This window comes from Streptomyces sp. R35 (assembly GCF_041053035.1).
In the GTDB taxonomy this organism is placed as follows: domain Bacteria; phylum Actinomycetota; class Actinomycetes; order Streptomycetales; family Streptomycetaceae; genus Streptomyces; species Streptomyces lutosisoli.
The window spans coordinates 7,100,370-7,117,549 of record NZ_CP163440.1; the positions used below are offsets into that span (position 1 = coordinate 7,100,370).

The 17,180-nt window shown below is 69.9% G+C and carries 15 protein-coding genes and 2 pseudogenes; 7 read left to right on the top strand and 10 right to left on the bottom strand.

Annotation, left to right across the window (positions count from 1 at the left end):
- The first annotated feature begins 69 nt into the window (after positions 1-69).
- Positions 70-588: a DUF4245 domain-containing protein gene (locus AB5J50_RS32305; protein ID WP_369261730.1), complete on the top strand. Its 519-nt coding sequence runs from the start codon at positions 70-72 to the stop codon at positions 586-588.
- A 109-nt stretch (positions 589-697) separates the two neighbouring features.
- Here AB5J50_RS32305 and AB5J50_RS32310 read toward each other — a convergent pair whose 3' ends face one another.
- From AB5J50_RS32310 to AB5J50_RS32325, 4 genes are all read right to left on the bottom strand, one after another.
- The gene (locus tag AB5J50_RS32310) at positions 698-1,288 is read right to left on the bottom strand and encodes a malonic semialdehyde reductase (protein WP_369261731.1); all 591 of its coding nucleotides are present in this window, start codon (positions 1,286-1,288) and stop codon (positions 698-700) included.
- A gap of 149 nt (positions 1,289-1,437) precedes the next feature.
- A complete protein-coding gene (locus AB5J50_RS32315; RefSeq protein ID WP_369261733.1) occupies positions 1,438-1,686 on the bottom strand; it encodes an exodeoxyribonuclease VII small subunit in 249 nt (82 codons plus the stop codon).
- Between the two features lie 9 nt (positions 1,687-1,695).
- Positions 1,696-2,904, bottom strand: coding sequence for an exodeoxyribonuclease VII large subunit (xseA, locus tag AB5J50_RS32320; protein WP_369261735.1), 1,209 nt, complete (start codon positions 2,902-2,904; stop codon positions 1,696-1,698).
- A 447-nt stretch (positions 2,905-3,351) separates the two neighbouring features.
- Entirely contained in the window at positions 3,352-4,734 is a 1,383-nt protein-coding gene (locus AB5J50_RS32325; protein ID WP_369261736.1) for an APC family permease, read from the bottom strand.
- A gap of 107 nt (positions 4,735-4,841) precedes the next feature.
- Here AB5J50_RS32325 and AB5J50_RS32330 point away from each other — a divergent pair, with 107 nt between their 5' ends.
- Both AB5J50_RS32330 and ppgK read left to right on the top strand, forming a co-directional pair.
- On the top strand, positions 4,842-5,846 hold the full coding sequence (locus AB5J50_RS32330) for a 4-hydroxy-3-methylbut-2-enyl diphosphate reductase (RefSeq protein WP_369261737.1): 1,005 nt from the start codon (positions 4,842-4,844) through the stop codon (positions 5,844-5,846).
- Positions 5,847-5,914: 68 nt separating this feature from the next.
- On the top strand, positions 5,915-6,664 hold the full coding sequence (gene ppgK / locus AB5J50_RS32335; protein WP_369261739.1) for a polyphosphate--glucose phosphotransferase: 750 nt from the start codon (positions 5,915-5,917) through the stop codon (positions 6,662-6,664).
- A gap of 117 nt (positions 6,665-6,781) precedes the next feature.
- Here the strand turns inward: ppgK and AB5J50_RS32340 are convergent, their stop codons facing one another.
- Entirely contained in the window at positions 6,782-7,381 is a 600-nt protein-coding gene (locus AB5J50_RS32340; RefSeq protein WP_369261740.1) for a DUF6542 domain-containing protein, read from the bottom strand.
- Between the two features lie 241 nt (positions 7,382-7,622).
- On the opposite strand from AB5J50_RS32340, the gene ychF reads away from it, so the two are divergent.
- The 4 genes and pseudogenes from ychF to AB5J50_RS32360 all read left to right on the top strand — a co-directional run bounded on the left by ychF (position 7,623) and on the right by AB5J50_RS32360 (position 10,920).
- Positions 7,623-8,711 carry a redox-regulated ATPase YchF gene (ychF, locus tag AB5J50_RS32345; protein WP_330307056.1) on the top strand — a complete coding sequence of 363 codons (1,089 nt, stop codon included), beginning with the start codon at positions 7,623-7,625 and terminating at the stop codon, positions 8,709-8,711.
- A 124-nt stretch (positions 8,712-8,835) separates the two neighbouring features.
- Positions 8,836-8,931, top strand: a pseudogene (locus AB5J50_RS32350) (type II toxin-antitoxin system prevent-host-death family antitoxin); the annotation flags it as partial.
- 5 nt (positions 8,932-8,936) lie between these two features.
- Positions 8,937-9,047 (top strand): annotated as a pseudogene (locus tag AB5J50_RS32355) (Txe/YoeB family addiction module toxin); the annotation flags it as partial.
- A 166-nt stretch (positions 9,048-9,213) separates the two neighbouring features.
- A complete protein-coding gene (locus AB5J50_RS32360) occupies positions 9,214-10,920 on the top strand; it encodes a nitrate/nitrite transporter (protein ID WP_369261741.1) in 1,707 nt (568 codons plus the stop codon).
- Positions 10,921-11,021: 101 nt separating this feature from the next.
- Here AB5J50_RS32360 and AB5J50_RS32365 read toward each other — a convergent pair whose 3' ends face one another.
- From AB5J50_RS32365 to AB5J50_RS32385, 5 genes are all read right to left on the bottom strand, one after another.
- Positions 11,022-12,710, bottom strand: coding sequence for a cellulase family glycosylhydrolase (locus AB5J50_RS32365; RefSeq protein WP_369261742.1), 1,689 nt, complete (start codon positions 12,708-12,710; stop codon positions 11,022-11,024).
- 277 nt (positions 12,711-12,987) lie between these two features.
- Positions 12,988-14,220 (bottom strand): acetyl-CoA carboxylase biotin carboxylase subunit family protein, encoded by a 1,233-nt coding sequence (locus AB5J50_RS32370; protein ID WP_369261743.1) that lies wholly within the window; start codon positions 14,218-14,220, stop codon positions 12,988-12,990.
- Positions 14,221-14,279: 59 nt separating this feature from the next.
- Positions 14,280-14,780 carry a flavin reductase family protein gene (locus tag AB5J50_RS32375; protein WP_369261744.1) on the bottom strand — a complete coding sequence of 167 codons (501 nt, stop codon included), beginning with the start codon at positions 14,778-14,780 and terminating at the stop codon, positions 14,280-14,282.
- Entirely contained in the window at positions 14,777-16,138 is a 1,362-nt protein-coding gene (locus AB5J50_RS32380; protein ID WP_369261746.1) for an LLM class flavin-dependent oxidoreductase, read from the bottom strand. Before AB5J50_RS32380 ends, AB5J50_RS32375 begins: the two co-directional genes overlap by 4 nt.
- A gap of 79 nt (positions 16,139-16,217) precedes the next feature.
- Entirely contained in the window at positions 16,218-17,177 is a 960-nt protein-coding gene (locus AB5J50_RS32385; protein WP_369261747.1) for a D-2-hydroxyacid dehydrogenase family protein, read from the bottom strand.
- Between the last annotated feature and the right edge of the window lie 3 nt (positions 17,178-17,180).

Sequence of the window (17,180 nt, forward strand, 5' to 3'; positions counted from 1 at the left end):
CGTTAGGCCGACAAAATGAGCAGGGGACCCTACGGATGAGCAGGCCGGGGCACCTGCGACGATAGGTCCGTGGCAGGTACGAAAGGCAAGCAGTCGGTCCGGGACATGATCCTCTCCTTGGCCCTTATCGGGCTCATGGCGGGCATCATCTACATCTTCATCCCGCACGACGACTCAGCGCCTCCCCTCAAGCGCGTCGACTACCAGGTCGAGCTGCTCACGGCGCGCCGCGCGGCGAGTTATCCCGTGGCGGCGCCCGAGGGCCTGCCCAAGACGTGGAAGGCGACGTCGGTGCGGTACGACGGCTCGGAGTTCGACACCTGGCACCTGGGCTTCCATGCCCCGGACGGCCAGTATGTGGCGATCGAGCAGTCCACGCAGAAGTCGGCCGTGTTCATCGACACGGCCAGCCAGGGCGCCGAGGAGACGAAGGTCACCCAGCGCATCGGCGACCAGACGTGGCAGCGGTACACGGGGGGTCGCTACGACGCTCTCGTGCTCAAGAGCAAAGGCTCCACGACGGTGGTGACCGGAACGGCGTCGTTCGGCCAGCTGGCGAAGATGGCCGGGGCCCTGAAGACGTCCTGAGCTTGCAGCAGGCGTACGCCTTGGTGCGTACGTACGAGAAGGGCCCCCGGCGCCATTGCCGGGGGCCCTTCTCGTACGCGTGCGTGCTGGACGTGCTGGTCGCGCGGGATCAGACGGTGGTGACGACCTCGTCGAACGCCAGGCGCGGGGAGCGCGGGAACCAGGCGTCCTCGCCCGGCTTGCCGATGTTGACGACCATCAGCGGGGTGTGGTCGCCGTCCAGGAACTCCTTCTGGACGCCCGCGAAGTCGAGACCGGTCATCGGACCGGCGGCGAGGCCGGCGGCGCGGACGCCGATGATGAAGTAGGCGGCCTGGAGGGCGGCGTTCAGGGAGGCGGCACCCTCACGGGCCGGACGCTCGGAGAAGAAGAGGTCCTTGGCGGCCGGGAAGTGCGGGAAGAGGGTCGGGAGCTCCTCGTGGAACTCGTTGTCCGCGGAGAGGATCGCGACCAGCGGGGCGGTGGCGGTCTTCGGCTGGTTGCCCTCGGCCATGTGCTTCACCAGGCGCTCGCGGGCCTCGGCGGAACGGACCAGGGTGATGCGCAGCGGCGACTGGTTGAAGGCGGTCGGGCCGTACTTGACCAGGTCGTAGATCGCCTGCACCTGCTCGTCGGTCACCGGCTCGTCGGTGAACGTGTTCGCGGTGCGGGCCTCGCGGAACAGCAGGTCCTGGGCGGTGGGGTCAAGAACGAGAGACATGAAAAACCTTCTCGGGACGAGCGGGGATCCGGGGGGATCGGCTTGAGGTCTCGACAGTACGACAGGAAGGTTTAAGCTTCAACCAAAAGTGGCGCAACGTGATCCACTTCACATGTGCTTCAACTTTCAAGGATCGGCTGCTCGGCTGGCTACTCGGAGCCGCCCGAGCCGCCCGAGCCGCCCTCGGTCTCGTCTCCCTCTTCCGCGAGTGCCGCGTCCAGCCGCTTGCGCGCGCCCTCCAGCCACCGCCGGCACACCTTTGCCAGCTCCTCGCCCCGCTCCCAGAGGGCGAGGGACTCCTCCAGGCTCGTACCGCCCGCCTCCAGACGGCGTACGACCTCGATGAGCTCGTCCCGCGCCTGCTCGTACCCGAGCGCTTCGTCCACCTTGCTGGTCATGCGCCCACCCTATGCATCGACTCGTACCGTGAATTCACCCTCGGCGACCCGCGCCCGCAACTCCTCGCCCGCCGCCACCTCGTCCGGCCCCCGGACCACGTGACCGTCGCCCTTCTGCAGTACCGCGTACCCCCGCTGGAGGGTCGCCGCGGGGGAGAGGGCCACCACGCGCGCGTGGGTGTGCGTCAGCTCCGAGTCGGCGCGGTCGAGGAGGTGCCCGAGGGTGCGCCGGCCGCGGTCCAGCAGGGCGGCGACCTGGTCCGCCCGCTCGTCGACCATGCGGTGCGGATCCTCTATCGAGGGGCGGGCCAGCGCATGCGCGAGGCCGCGCTCCTCCCGCTCGATGAAGGACTGGACGCTGCGCCGCGCCCGGTCCCGCAGGAACCGCACCCGTTCGTACTCCTCGCCGACGTCCGGCACGACCTTCTTGGCGGCGTCGGTCGGTGTGGACGCGCGCAGGTCGGCCACGTGGTCGAGCAGCGGGTTGTCGGGCTCGTGCCCGATGGCCGACACGACGGGCGTACGGCACGCGGCCACGGCTCGTACGAGCTGCTCGTCGGAGAACGGCAGCAGGTCCTCCACGCTGCCGCCGCCCCGCGCCACGATGATCACGTCGACATCGTCCCGCGCGTCCAGGTCCTTCACAGCCTGCACGACCTGCGGCACCGCGTGCACGCCCTGCACCGCGACGTTGCGGACCTCGAAGCGGACGGCCGGCCAGCGGTGGCGCGCGTTCTCCAGCACGTCCCGCTCGGCCGCGGATGCCCTGCCGCACACCAGCCCGATCAGCTGCGGCAGGAAGGGCAGCTGCTTCTTGCGCTCGGCGGCGAACAATCCCTCACTGGCCAGCGACTTCTTCAACTGCTCAAGACGGGCGAGGAGTTCCCCGACTCCCACCGGCTTGATCTCGGCGGCTCGCAGCGACAGCTGCCCCCGTGGCGCGTACCACTCTGGCTTCGCGTGGACGACGACACGGGCGCCCTCGCTGACCACGTCGGCCACGGCGTCGAACACCTGCCGATAGCAGGTCACGCTCACGGAGATGTCGTACGACGGATCCCGCAGCGTCAGGAACACGACGCCGGCTCCCGGCCGCCGCGACAGCTGAGTGATCTGCCCCTCGACCCAAACCGCGCCGAGCCGGTCGATCCATCCCCCGATGAGCCGCGACACCTCGCCGACGGGCAGCGGGGCGTCCGCGGACGTGTTGAGAGCCATGCGTCCGAGACTAACGGCCCCGACTGACAACACCTCCGCTGCTGCGACGAGGACTGAGTGCAGCGGGCTCGCTTTCTTCGCCCCCGCCGCCCCTACCCGTCCCATCCCGTTCCTGGGGGCTGCGCCCCCAGACCCCCCTAAAAGATTGCGCCGTTCCCCGCGCCCCTTAAACGGTCGACTGCGGGTGGGTGGGGGCTGGGCGCGCAGTTCCCCGCGCCCCTAAAAGACAAAAGCACCCGGGGCGGGCCGGGGGCGACGGGGCGCAGCCCCGAGCCGTCAGGGGCGCGGGGCTGTGACATTTGCGGCTCCGCCGCGGGGCGCGACCAGCCCCCACGCACCCGCACCCGACACACAACCGAACGGGGTCTGGGGCGGAGCCCCAGAAGGATGGGACGGGTAGGGGCGGCGGGGGCGAAAACCGCTTCGGTCCAGCCTGACCCCGGTCACCTAGCCAACCCCCTCGATCCCCCGCCCCCGCTGCCCCACCAACACCCCAAACCCCACCACCAGCCACATCACCCCCACCACCTGCGCAGTCCCGGACGCCTCGACCATCACCGCAACAGTGATCACCGCGCCGACGACGGGCACCAGAACATGCCGCCACCACACCACCACCCCACCCCGACGCCGCACGGCAAACCAGCCCACCACGCTCGCGTGCAGCAACGTGAACGCGGTCAGCGCACCGATGTCGACGACCGACACCAGCTTGTCGAGGCCGTCGTCGCGCCGCGCAGCCCACACCGCGGCGACCAGCGTGATGACAGCCGCGCACAGCAGCGCGGCCCGCGGCACCCCGGAGTCCGTCCGCGCCAGCGCCCGCGGCAGCCGCCGGTCGCGGGCCATCGCGAAGACGAGACGCCCCGCCGCGGCCTGCCCGGCGAGCGCCGCGAACGCCGCACCGATCGCCTTGCTCACCGCCACCAGGTTGTGCAGCCACGAACCGACCGAGGAGTCCACGGCGTCGTAGAAAGCCGGCCCCTGCTTGCCGGGATCGGCGGCGAGCTGCGCGGACGACAGCGGCTCCAGCAGCGCCACCAGATACGTCTGGGCGACGAACAGCACACCCGCCAACGCCAGACAGAACAGCACCGCCCGGGCCACCTTCTCCGAGCCTCCCGTGACCTCCTCCGCGAACGTGGCGATCGCGTCGAAGCCCAGATATGACAGCACGGCGACCGAGACGCCGCCGATCACCGCCGACAGCGCGAACGCGCCCTGCGTGCCGTCGCCGGACAGCGGGGACAGCCAGTCGCGGTGGGCCCCGTCGCGCGCGAGCATGACGGTCGCCGACACGATGAAGACAAGAAGGACCACGATTTCCATGGCGAGCACCAGGAAGCCGACCCGGGCGGCGGCCCGTACGCCCCAGAGGTTCAGGAGTGTCGTGACGACGACCGCGAGCACCGTCCACACCCACCGGGAGACGTCCGGCACCAGGGAGTTCATGGCGATCCCCGAGAAGAGGTACGCCACCGCCGGGATGAGCAGATAGTCCAGCATCGCCATCCACCCGGCGATGAATCCGGCCCCTCGTCCAAGACCCACGCGCGCGTAGGCGAACACCGAACCCGCCTGAGGGACCACGCGGACCATCTGGGCGTAGCTGAAAGCGGTGAAAGCCATGCCGATCGTGGCGACGACGTAGACCAGCGCCACCGCACCGTGCGACTTGGCGTCGAGGGTCCCGAAGACTCCGACCGGCGCCATGGGGGCGATGAACAGCAGCCCGTAGACGACCAGATCCCGGAAGCCGAGGCTGCGCCGCAGTCCGTGTTCCGGGTCGGCCGTGCGGGCTGTGTCCACTGCGGGCTCCGTGCCGGACATCGTGCCTCCCGAGGGTCGCGCCTGGCCCCACCCCTCCCAGCTCCCCGCCCGGATCCTCACAGTGTTCCCAAGGAGGCGATCTTTGACCCGCCGGGCGCGGCCTTACGATGGGGTGCATGACTGCTTCGCCTGGCCGCCGTGTCCTGCTCGCCGCCCCCCGGGGCTACTGCGCGGGCGTGGACCGTGCCGTGATCGCCGTCGAGAAGGCCCTTGAGCAGTACGGGGCCCCGATCTATGTCCGGCACGAGATCGTTCACAACAAGTACGTCGTGCAGACCCTGGAGAAGAAGGGCGCGATCTTCGTCGAGCGCACGGCGGAGGTCCCCGAGGGGTCCATCGTCATGTTCTCGGCGCACGGCGTCGCCCCGGTCGTCCACGACGAGGCCGCCGCGGGCAAGCTCGCCACCATCGACGCGACCTGCCCGCTGGTCACCAAGGTGCACAAGGAAGCGGTCCGGTTCGCGAACGAGGACTTCGACATCCTCCTGATCGGGCACGAGGGCCACGAGGAGGTCATCGGCACCTCCGGCGAGGCGCCCGACCACATCACCCTCGTGGACGGCCCCGGGGACGTCGCCAAGGTCGAGGTCCGCGACCCCTCCAGGGTCGTCTGGCTCTCCCAGACCACGCTGTCGGTCGACGAGACCATGGAGACGGTCGACGCGCTGAAGGAGAAGTTCCCGCAGCTCATCTCCCCGCCGAGCGACGACATCTGCTACGCCACGCAGAACCGTCAGCTGGCCGTGAAGCAGATGGGCGAGGAAGCGGACCTCGTCATCGTGGTCGGCTCGAAGAACTCCTCCAACTCCGTACGTCTCGTCGAGGTCGCCAAGCTCGCGGGCGCGCGCGCCGCGTTCCTCGTGGACTTCGCCGACGAGATCGAGGAGGCGTGGCTGGACGGCGTGACGACGGTCGGCGTCACCTCGGGTGCGTCCGTCCCGGAGGTCCTGGTCGAGCAGGTCCTGGAGTGGCTGTCGCAGCGTGGTTTCGAGGACGTCGAGATCGTCAAGGCGGCCGAGGAGTCCATCACCTTCTCGCTGCCGAAGGAGCTGCGCCGCGATCTGCGCGCGGAGGCGGCGGCACTGGTCGCGGAGCGCACCGGCGAGAAGTGAGGGCCCGGGGGCCGTGTGGCACCCGAGCCCGAGAAGTGACTGTCAGTCGTACGACGTAACGTAGGGCCATGCAGATCTTCGGTGTGGACATCGGCGGTTCAGGGATCAAGGGTGCTCCCGTGGACCTGGACCGCGGCGACTTGGCAGAGGAGCGCTACAAAGTGCTCACCCCGCAGCCGGCGACGCCCGACGCGGTGGCCGACGGCGTGAAGGAGGTCGTCGGTCACTTCGGCTGGACGGGCCCGGTCGGGATCACCTTCCCCGGTGTGGTCACCGGCGGCGCCACCATCCGTACTGCTGCCAATGTCGACAAGGCCTGGATCGACACCGACGCGCGCGCCCTGCTCGGCGAGCGGCTGGGCGGCCTCCCGGTGACCGTGCTGAACGACGCGGACGCGGCGGGCGTCGCCGAGATGCAATTCGGTGCCGGACGCGACCGTCAGGGCACGGTCATCCTCCTCACCTTCGGCACGGGCATCGGCAGCGCCCTCTTCCACGACGGTGTCCTCGTCCCGAACACGGAGCTGGGCCATCTGGAGCTCGCCGGCCACGAGGCCGAGAAGCGCGCCTCCACCAAGGCCAAGGAGGACCACGAGCTCACCTGGGAGCGCTGGGCGCACCGCGTGCAGAAGTACCTCGCCCACGTCGAGATGCTCTTCTCCCCGGAGCTCTTCATCATCGGCGGCGGAGTCAGCCGCAAGTCCGACCGATTCCTGCACCTCATCGAGGACATCAAGGCGGAGATCGTCCCGGCGCAGCTGCAGAACAACGCGGGGATCGTGGGAGCGGCGATGAGAGCGGCGAAGTCGGCGGCGTAGGGCTGCGCTTCGGGAGTGGAGTGCGGGCCGTCGCCGTCCGCCGGGTGCCCCGGCTCACCGACTGCCCCGGATCGCCGACTGCCGTCCCAGCTCGCCGGCTGTCGTCCCGGAGTCGGGCTATCCGGCCGGCCGGGACGGCCGGCCGGGCGGGAGATCCCGCCGCGCGGCGGCGGCCTGGGCGCGTCGCTGGGCGGCCCGGCGGCTCATCAGCCGTACCTTGCGGACGGTCACGATCAGACCGGCGACCAGCGTCCCCCCGTACAACCACCCCGCCTGCAGGGCGAGCGCGGTGACCAGCCCCATCGCGTGGCCGCCGACCCCGCCCCCGCTGTCGTCGGCGACCGGCAGCAGCCCGAAGGCGAAGGCGATCGGTACGACGACGGGCGCGGTCACCAGGTCCCCCCGCCGCACCCACACCGCGGTCAGCGCGCACACCGGCAGGAACAGCACCCCGTACACCGTCGGCGACGCCCCGAACAGCAACTGGTCGAGGCAGCCGAGCGCGAACATCGACGCACCGCAGAACAGCCCGCTGCCCAGCCCGGTGAGCCGGGGGTTCGGCATCCGCCGCACCGCCTGGACCAGCGGCGGCGCGGGCCGCCGAGCCGCAGGGGCGCCCCGCCGCACATCGCCGTCCGAGCCCCGCCCGGCTTGTGCCGGAACGGGCATGCCGCGTCGCGGTCGGTACTGAGGGGGACGCGTCCTGTGTTGCTCCACTGGACCAACTTAGGTCGGTTTATGTGTCGAATAGCCCTTCAGACACGCCGAGACACGCCGATAGGCAGACCTTGGCCAAGCGTTCGATACGTCGCCGGTGCGGGCCCGGGCACGCCGTAGACTGGTGGATCGGCCCGCGCATCAGCCATGCCGGTCACCGGTCATGGCAGCCATGAAGGACCCGGGCCGCGCAGCCCCAGTCCTCACATCCTCAACATCCTCACGTACGGGAAGTCGCAACGTGTCGCTCACGATCGGAATCGTCGGTCTGCCCAATGTCGGCAAGTCGACCATGTTCAACGCCCTGACCAAGAACGACGTGCTCGCGGCCAACTACCCGTTCGCCACGATCGAGCCGAACGTGGGCGTGGTCGGCGTCCCCGACGCGCGGCTGACGAAGCTGGCCGAGATCTTCGGCTCGCAGAAGATCCTCCCCGCCACCGTCGACTTCGTCGACATCGCGGGCATCGTGAAGGGCGCGTCCGAGGGCGAGGGCCTGGGCAACAAGTTCCTCGCGAACATCCGCGAGTCCGACGCCATCTGCCAGGTCATCCGTGCCTTCAAGGACGAGAACGTCGTGCACGTCGACGGCAAGGTCTCGCCCAAGGACGACATCGAGACGATCAACACCGAGCTGATCCTCGCGGACCTCCAGACGATCGAGAAGGTCCTGCCGCGCCTCCAGCGGGAATCGCGCATCAAGAAGGACATCGGCCCGAAGGTCGCGGCGGTCGAGGCGGCGCAGGCGATCCTGGAGAGGGGCGACACGCTCTTCTCCGCGGGCATCGTCCAGGGATCCGGCAACGAGGAACTGCTGCACGACCTGCACCTGCTCACCACCAAGCCGTTCCTGTACGTCTTCAACGTGGACGAGGACGAGCTGGTCGACGACGCCTTCAAGGCCGAGCAGAGCGCCCTGGTCGCCCCCGCGGAGGCGATCTTCCTCAACGCCAAGCTGGAGGCGGACCTCGCCGAGCTCGACGAGGAGGAAGCCATGGAGCTCCTGGAGTCGGTCGGCGTCGAGGAGCCCGGCATGACGACCCTGGCCCGCGTCGGCTTCAACACCCTCGGCCTCCAGACGTACCTGACGGCCGGCCCCAAGGAATCCCGCGCCTGGACCATCAAGAAGGGCGCGACCGCCCCCGAGGCCGCCGGTGTCATCCACACCGACTTCCAGAAGGGCTTCATCAAGGCCGAGGTCATCTCCTTCGCGGACCTCGTCGAGACGGGCTCGGTCGCCGAGGCCCGCGCCAAGGGCAAGGCCCGCATGGAGGGCAAGGACTACGTCATGCAGGACGGCGACGTGGTGGAGTTCCGCTTCAACGTGTGACCGGTTCGTTGCTTTGAGCTAGGTCGTTCGTCGAGTTCGCAGGTGTCAAGGGGTCGACTCTTTCGGGAGTCGGCCCCTTGCTGCTTCCCGCGCTGGGGTGTGCCGGGTTTTCTGATCCTCCGTCAATACCGTGCTCGTCTCGGCCGAGGACTATGCGGCGCTGCGCGAGGGCTCGTACCTGTTGCTCTCGCCTGCAGATGCACGGCGACTGCTCAAGGCCTCAGGGATCAGGGCCGGGAGGACTTCACGGCCTCCCGGCTCAAGAACGATCGCAAGATGCTCGCTCGGGTCAACAAGCTCATCGAAGACGTCAAACGTGACCCCTCCGCCGGGATCCGTCGGCGGCCGGGTGGTGAACGGGGTGAAGGACCTCGTGCAGACCCCTAGGCATACCGACTAGTCGGTACTAGCCTCTGGCCACGCTCTCGGAGCCGGGCGCACCTTGTCCCCCGTCGAACCGACGCAAACACCCGGTTTCCGCGTATCCCCCAGGAGGAGCCGTATGTCCGCCACTCCGACGGCGTTCGACGCCGACAGACCCGCGCCCGATGCGCCCGCCGTGGACGCCCGCACCCCGCTTACCTGGCTGTACCGCCGAGATCTGGCGGACTACCCGCCCACCGGTCGCCGTATGACGTATCTCGCGATCGTGGTCATCACCACCGTCGTCCTCTACTACATGCTGTACATCCAGTACGCGGTGGCGACGTCGATCATCACGCACTTCGACATGACGTACCGCTACTTCGTCTGGGTCTCGGTGATCGGCAACGCGATCGGGGCCTTCGCCTCGCTCGTGGCCGGTCTGGCGGATCGCTGGGGCCGGGCGAATCTGGTGGTTTACGGGTTGCTGATCGCCGCGCTGCTGGTCTTCTTCGGGCTGCCGAACGCGGCGAACAAGACCACCTATCTGGTGCTCTTCGCGCTCGTCAGCTTCATCGAGGGCATCGTGCTGGTCGCCACCCCCGCGCTGATCAGGGACTTCTCCCCACAGCTCGGCCGTGCCACCGCGATGGGGTACTGGACGATGGGCCCGGTCATCGGCTCTCTGGTGGTCACCACCGTCACCAGCAACACCCTCGACAGCGCCACCTGGCAGGACGAGCTGCGCTATTCGGCGATCGCCGGGTTCGTCGTCTTCGTCGTCGCGATCTTCGCGCTGCGCGAGCTGTCCCCGGCGTTGCGCGACCAGACCATGGTGTCGCTGCGGGACCGGGCGCTGGTCGAGGCGCGCGCCAAGGGGCTGGACACCGAGGCGGTGCGCCGCGGCGAGTGGCGGCAGATGATGCGCCTGGACGTGCTGGGCTCGGCCTTCGCCATCGCCGTGTTCCTGCTGCTGTACTACGCGGCGGTCGGCAACTTCGTCGTCTACTTCGCGACCACCTTCGGCTACAGCGAGCAGCGCACCAACGCGCTGGCCAACTGGTACTGGGGGGCGAACGCCATCGCCCTGGTCCTGGTCGGCCTGCTCTCGGACCGGCTGAAGGTGCGCAAACCCTTCATGATCGTCGGCGCGGTCGGCTCCGTCGTGGTGACCGCGATCTTCGCCACCCGCGCCACTCACCTGACGACCGACTACTACACCTTCGCCTGGCTGTTCATCGGCATCGGCGTCTTCAGCGGCATCGCCTACGCACCCTGGATGGCGAGCTTCACCGAGACCGTGGAGAAGCACAACCCGGCGGCGACCGCGGCGGGCCTGGCGGTGTGGGGCTGGACGGTGCGCATCGTGGTCGCCGTCTCCGCGGCCTTCATCCCGGTGCTGGTCACCTCAGTGACCCCGCTCGTGGAGCACGGCGCCGAGGTCAAGGCCGCCTCGGTGCAGGCGGCGCCCGCGCTGGCCATCGTCAACGCGCACCCTCAGCTCTTCGCCGAGCTGAACAAGTACACCCCGACCACGGTGCCGCCCGCGCTGGGCGCCCGCGCCGTCAAGGAGGTCGGCGCGGAGAACCTGGGCGTCGTGCAGAAGGTGGCGCCGCAGCTGAAGCTGCTGCAGGAGTACGGCGCCAAGGTCCAGAAGGCGTCGAAGGACGGACCCGGCGAGTGGCGCAACTGGTGGTGGATCTGCGTCGGCGGCCAGGTGCTCTTCCTGCCCTTCGTCTTCGTGATGGCGGGTCGCTGGAGCCCGAAGAGGGCGCGTGAGGACGCCGAGGCGCACCAGATCGCGGTCGACCGAGAACTGGCCGCCCTCGCCGCCGCCAAGGAATGACCGGACGCGGAGCCGGCCGGCCGTGGACGGGCCGGCCGGCTCCGCGGTCGTGTGTGTCGATCAGCCCGAGTCGGCCGAGAACACCAGCCGGGTCGGCCGGATCAGGCGGTGGCGCAGGTGGCACCGCTGAGGGTGAAGGTGGTCGGGGCGGTGTTGGTGGAGCCCTTGCCGGCGATGAAGCCCACGGTGACCGAGCCGCCGGCGGGAATGGTGGAGGTGTAGGAGGCGGGGGTGACGCTGACGGTGCCGCCGCTCTGTGTGGGCGTACCTCCCCACATGTTCGTGACGGTCTGGCCGTCGGCGAAGGCGAAGGCGAGCTTCCAGCCGCTGATGGCGGTGGTGCCGGTGTTGCCGATGCTGATCTCGCCCTGGAAGCCGCCCGGCCACTCGCCCACGATGCGGTAGCCGACGGAGCAGCTCCCGCTGGGAGTGCTGCCGGTGGTGACGTTCACCGTGGCCGAGCGGGCCGAGCGGTTTCCGGCGGCGTCGTGGGCGTAGGCGGCGAACGTGTACGTGGTGTCGGCGGTGAGGCCGGGCACGGTGACGGCGTTGGTGGTGGAGGTGGCGATCTTGGTCTCGGAGCTGCCGCTGACGCGGACGATGTCGTAGCCGGTGACGCCGACGTCGTCGGTGGCGGCGGTCCAGGTGAGGGTGGCGGAGGTGGCCGTCACGGAGGAGGCGGTCGGGGTGCCGGGGGTGGTCGGGGCCTGGGTGTCGCCCGAGCTGCCGCCGGAGTAGACGGTGGCTTCCTTGGCGGTCTGGGCGATGCCGTTGGCGCCGTTGAAGACACGCCGGCCCCAGGAACTGAGCTGCGTGGGATCGAAGTTGATCGCCAGGTCGAGGATCGGGTCGGTGTTGCCGCTCCAGGACCAGGCCAGATAGCCGAGCTTGAGCTGCTGGGCCGTGGCCATCATGGTGTCCTCGTCCGGGTCGCCGTACTGGTCGGCAGGGCCTCCGAACTCGCCGATGAGGATGGGCAGTTTGGCGTTGACGAAGGCGTTCAGGTAGTCGGTGATCTCCTGGGGCGTGTCGAAGACGCTGTACATGTGGATCGAGAAGATCAGGTTGCCGGTGGGGTCGGCGTCGTACACGGACTGGGCGTTGGCGCGCATGACGCCCTGCCAGTCCTGGCCCCAGTTGGGCGCGTCCACCATGATCGTGTGCGCGAGCCCGGCGTCGCGCAGCTTCTTGACCGCGGCGATGGTGGGGGCGGTCCAGCCTTCAGGATTCGTGTTGCCCCAGGGCTCGTTGCCGATGTTGATCACGATGTAGTTCTCTTGCCCGGCCAGCACGTCCTTCAGGCCGATCCAGTAGTCGGCCGCCTCGTCGAGCGTGCCGGCCGCGGTGTCCTCGCCGTAGCCGGTGGTGTCGTGCACCTCCAGCACGCAGATGAGCCGGTTGGCCTTGCACTGTGAGATGACGTTGGCCACGTCCGCCGCGCTGTTCGCGCTCCAGCGGTGGCCGTCGGCGAGGACGACACGGACCGTGTTGGCGCCCAGCGCCTTGATGTCGGCCAGCGACTGCGTCGTCTTGCCCTGGTACCAGGTGTGGGCGTGATTGACGCCACGCATGATGAAGTCGTTGCCGTTGCCTTCGAGCAGGCGGCCGTCGCTGATGTGGAGGCCGGCGGCGAGGGCGCCGGGTGACGGGGACTGCTGCGGTGACTGTGACTGCGCCTGGGCCGGGGTCGGGCCGACGGTGCCGAGGACGATGAGTCCCAGGAGGGTGATCAGCCCGGTCAGCAGAGCGGTGACGGGGCTCGTTCGTGTCGTGCTTCTTGCTGTTCTCACTGCGCCTCCAAAGAGTGAGCGCCATGAGCGCCAAGAGACCTGAGCGTCAGAAGAAACATGGGAGCGCTCCCATGAACCCACCTTGCCAGGGGCACGTCAAGGGATCGCGTGCGCTCCGGGGTCGTCGAAGGGTGCGGCGTATTTGGCGTGACGGCGACGAAGATGTTGTCGCCGACCAGCCGAGCTCCCAGTCCAGGCCGGTGCCGGAGATCCCGTAGGTGTGACCGGCGTCCACCCGCCAGAACTGGGAGCAGTCGTCAGCGTTCCGCTGCGACGTCTAGTCCCAGTTCGTGTGCAGGTGCCACCACTCCGTCAGGAGAGCGAGGCGCTTGCGGACCTCCTGGGGGGTGTCGGCGGTGACGAGGGCGTCGGCCGCCGAGTGGGTCGCGTACTCCAGGCCCGTGCACTCGGTGCCGGGTTCCAGGCGCACGGTGAGGTCCACGCCGGGCACCGGGCACGGTTCGGCGGGCGGGGCGAAGCTGCCGTGGCCGGGCGGGAAGAGAACCCAGCCGGTGAGGGATTCGGGCCCGGCGGGCTGGTCGGTGAGGGTGAGCGCACTGCCGCACTGGGCGCGCAGCCCCTCCTTGGCCAGGTGGACGCCGAAGGACCGCTCGTAGGCCTCGGCGATCAGAGCGCCGCCCGCCCGGCTGGCGATCTCGCACACGACGGGGCTGCCGTCGGCGCCGAGCCATGCCTCCAGGTGGAAGGCGAGCGGCTGCGCGGCGGGCGGCAGCGCGGCGACGACCTCGGCGGCCAGCCCGCGCAGCAGGGGCGTACGGTCGTCGTCCGCGCCGAGCAGCACGCTGCTGAGCTGGGTCTGGCCCTGCAGATGCTCGGCGACTCCGCTGTTGTACTGGGACGGCCAGCAGTGCAGGATCCGGCCGCCCCGCATGATGCCGTCCACGTGGAAGAAGTCGCCGTGGACGAAGCCCTCGGCCATCCACTGGCCCGGCAGGAAGGGCACCTCGGAGGTGCTCTGCCTCGCCAGGAACGCGTCCAGGTCCGCCCGGTCGCGCAGGATGCTCACGCCCTCCGCGCCGGCCCCGGTCCGCGGTTTCACGACCACGGGACCGTCCTCGGCGTCGAGGAAGTCGAGCAGGTCCAGCGGGCCGTCGACCGCGGCGAAGGACGGCACGCGCAGTCCGGCGTCCCGCAGCAGCCGCTTCATGACCACCTTGTCCCGGTAGGCGGTGGCGCCGGCGGTGTCCTGTCCCGGGACGCCCAGGCGATCACGCAGCCGGGCCGCCCGCAGTACGTCGTCCTCACTCGTGCTCGCCACCAGCCCGACACCGTACGTCCGGGCCGCCTCCTCGGCGACGAGCTCGGTGGACCACGCGTAGTAGTCGTCCACCAGCCGGTGCTCGGGGAAGTGCTCCGCGAGCACGTCCTCCGAACCGGCCACCGCCTTGTGCGTGGTGACCAGGACGACGGTGTCGGCGGCGTTGTCCAGCCAGTCCTGGAGGGGGCGCTTGGCCAACGGCTGGCGGGAGTACAGAAGGACCTTGGGCATGTCGGGGGCATCCTTGGACGGGAGTTCCGGCCCGTGGGGCCGGCGGAGCGGTCGGGGTTTCAGGGAACGAGGGACGCGCGGGGCGCGGCCACGGGGCGTACGGCACCGCGCAGGTGCACCAGGGCGTCGCCCGGCGCCCCGGCCAGGGCGTGCTCGACGGCGGCGACCACCATGTGGTGGTCGCCGAGCCGGAGCCGTTCGCGGCGGGAGCAGACCAGCCAGGCCAGACAGTCGTCGAGCAGCGGAACGCCGTGCGGACCGGTGTGCCAGCGGGTGGGCGCCGCGAACCGGTCGGCGCCGGAGGCGGCGAACCGCTCGGCGACGTCGGCCTGTTCGGCGCTCAGCACCTGGATCCCGAACCACTCGCAGTCCCGGATTCTGGCCCAGGTGGACGAGGTCTCGGCCAGGCAGAAGGAGACGAGGGCCGGATCGGCGCTGACCGAGGTGAAGGACGTGATGGTCACCCCGGCCGGCCCCGCGGTACCGGCCGCGGTCAGCACCGCCACCCCGGAGGCGTGCGCGCGCAGCGCCGAGCGCAGGGCCGCTCCCTCGACGGTCACGCCCGCACCTCAGCCGCACGGCGGGCGGAGGCGAACGCGGGCCGGGGCAGCCCGAGGTTGGCGCGCAGGCTGGTGCCCTCGTAGTCGGTACGGAACAGTCCGCGCCGCTGGAGCTCCGGCACCAGCAGATCGACGATGGCGTCGAGGCCGTCCGGCAGATAGTCGGGCATGATGTTGAAGCCGTCGGCGGCCTCGTTGACGAACCAGTCCTCCAGCTCGTCCGCGATGGACTCGGGAGTGCCGAGCAGGAACCGGTGGCCGCGCCCGGCCGCCACCGACAGATACAGCTCGCGGATGGTCAGCCCCTCCCGCCTGGCCTGCTCGTAGATCAGCTGCTGCTTGCTGGTGGAGCCCTCCGTGGGCGGCAGTTCGGGCAGCGGGCCGTCCAGCGGGTGTCCGGAGATGTCGACGTCGCCCAGCTGACCGGTCAGCAGCCCGAGCCCGACCACCGGGTCGACCAGGTCCTGGAGGACGGCGTACTTGTCCTCGGCCTCCGCCCGGGTGCGGCCGACCACGATGAACGCGCCGGGCAGGATCTTCACGTCGTCCGGGTTCCGGCCGTGCTCGGCGACCTGCTTCTTCATGCCCCGGTAGAACGTCTGCGCCTGGTCCAGCGTCTGCTGCGCCGTGAACACCACTTCGGCCCAGCGGCCGGCGAAGTCCTGGCCGTCGGCGGAGGAACCGGCCTGCACGATCACCGGGTAACCCTGCGGCGGGCGGGCGACGTTGAGCGGGCCGCGCACCGAGAAGTGCTCGCCCTTGTGGTGCAGGATGTGCAGCTTGGCCGGGTCGAAGAAACGGCCCGACTCCTTGTCGTACGAGAACGCGTCGTCCTCCCAGCTGTCCCACAGCCCGGTGACCACGTCCATGAACTCACGGGCCCGGCGGTAGCGGGCGGCGTGGTCCGGCTGCTTGTCCAGGTTGAAGTTCTGGGCCTCGGCGTCGGTGACCGAGGTGACCACGTTCCAGCCCGAGCGGCCGGAGCTCAGGAAGTCCAGCGAGGCGAACTTCCGCGCGATGTTGAAGGGTTCGTTGTACGTCGTGGAGGCGGTGGCTGTGAGCCCGATGTGCGTGGTGTGCACGGCGAGGGCGGACAGCAGGGTCAGCGGCTCGAAGTGGACCATGCGGCCCTGCCGGCTCAGCTCCTCGGCGTCCCGGTAGGTGGTGCGTACCCCGGCGCCGTCCGAGAGGAAGACCATGTCGAACTTGCCTCGTTCGGCGGTCTGCACCAACGAGCGGTAGTAGTCGAAGTCCAGGCCCCCGTCGGGGCGTGCGTGGGGGTGCCGCCAGGCGGCGACATGGTGGCCGGGCGCGGGGAGGAAGGCGCCGAGTTTCATGAGACGGCGGTGCGCGCTCACGGTGGTGGTCTCCGATCGGACGTAGGGCGGTGGGACGCGGTGGTTCGGTGAGTGGCCGGGTGGGATCCGTGGCGGATCGTCAGCCGAGGATCCGTACGGGCTCGCCGGCGAGGTAGGCCTGGATGTCCTCGACGGCCTGGCCGTAGTAGCGCTCGTAGTTGGCCCGGGACACATAGCCGAGGTGCGGGGTGGCGAGCAGGCGCGGAGCGGTGCGCATCGGGTGGCCGGCGGGCAGGGGCTCTACGTCGAAGACGTCGATGCCGGCGCCGGCGATCCGGCCCTCGTGCAGCGCGGCGAGCAGCGCGTCCTGGTCGACGATCGCGGCCCGGGAGGTGTTGACGAGGTAGGCGGACGGCTTGAGCAGCGCGAACTCGGCCGCGCCGAGCAGCCCGCGGGTCCGGTCGCCGAGCTTCAGGTGCACGGAGACGAAGTCGCTGTCCGCGAGCAACTCCTCCTTGGAAGCGGCCAGGTGGACCCCGACCTCCTCAGCGCGCTCCTTGGTGAGGTTCTGGCTCCAGGCGGTGACCTCCATGCCGAAGGCGAGTCCGACCCGTGCCACCAGGCCGCCGATCCGGCCCAGGCCGAGCAGGCCGAGCCGGCGGCCGTGCAGATCGGCGCCGACGGTGGACTGCCAGGGGCCCCCGTCGCGCAGGGCCCCGCTCTCCTGGACGAGGCCGCGGGCGAGGCCCAGGAGCAGGGCCCAGGTCAGCTCGACCGGCGGGGTCGAGGAGCTCTGGGTGCCGCACACGGTGACGCCGTTCGCCCGCGCCGCCGCATAGTCGATCACGGAGTTGCGCATGCCCGCGGCGATCAGCAGCTTCAGCCGGGGCAGGCGGTTCAGCAGTGAGGCCGGGAAGGGCACCCGCTCCCGCAGCGTGACCACGAAGTCGAAGTCGGCGATGGCCTCGGCGAGTTCGTCCTCGGTCGCGAAGTGCCCCGTGAAGGTGACGACCTCGACCCGGTCGCTCACCGGTGACCAGTCGCCGAAGGCGGTGGCGACGTTCTGGAAGTCGTCGAGTACGGCACAGCGGAATTGCATGTC

Excerpts from the sequence above, each read along its gene's own strand:
- AB5J50_RS32310 (WP_369261731.1), bottom strand. The coding sequence starts at position 1,288 with ATGTCTCTCGTTCTTGACCCCACCGCCCAGGACCTGCTGTTCCGCGAG.
- ppgK (WP_369261739.1), top strand. The coding sequence starts at position 5,915 with ATGCAGATCTTCGGTGTGGACATCGGCGGTTCAGGGATCAAGGGTGCT.
- AB5J50_RS32330 (WP_369261737.1), top strand. The coding sequence starts at position 4,842 with ATGGGGTGCATGACTGCTTCGCCTGGCCGCCGTGTCCTGCTCGCCGCC.
- AB5J50_RS32360 (WP_369261741.1), top strand. The coding sequence starts at position 9,214 with ATGTCCGCCACTCCGACGGCGTTCGACGCCGACAGACCCGCGCCCGAT.
- AB5J50_RS32325 (WP_369261736.1), bottom strand. The coding sequence starts at position 4,734 with ATGTCCGGCACGGAGCCCGCAGTGGACACAGCCCGCACGGCCGACCCG.
- AB5J50_RS32385 (WP_369261747.1), bottom strand. The coding sequence starts at position 17,177 with ATGCAATTCCGCTGTGCCGTACTCGACGACTTCCAGAACGTCGCCACC.
- AB5J50_RS32370 (WP_369261743.1), bottom strand. The coding sequence starts at position 14,220 with ATGCCCAAGGTCCTTCTGTACTCCCGCCAGCCGTTGGCCAAGCGCCCC.
- xseA (WP_369261735.1), bottom strand. The coding sequence starts at position 2,904 with ATGGCTCTCAACACGTCCGCGGACGCCCCGCTGCCCGTCGGCGAGGTG.
- AB5J50_RS32315 (WP_369261733.1), bottom strand. The coding sequence starts at position 1,686 with ATGACCAGCAAGGTGGACGAAGCGCTCGGGTACGAGCAGGCGCGGGAC.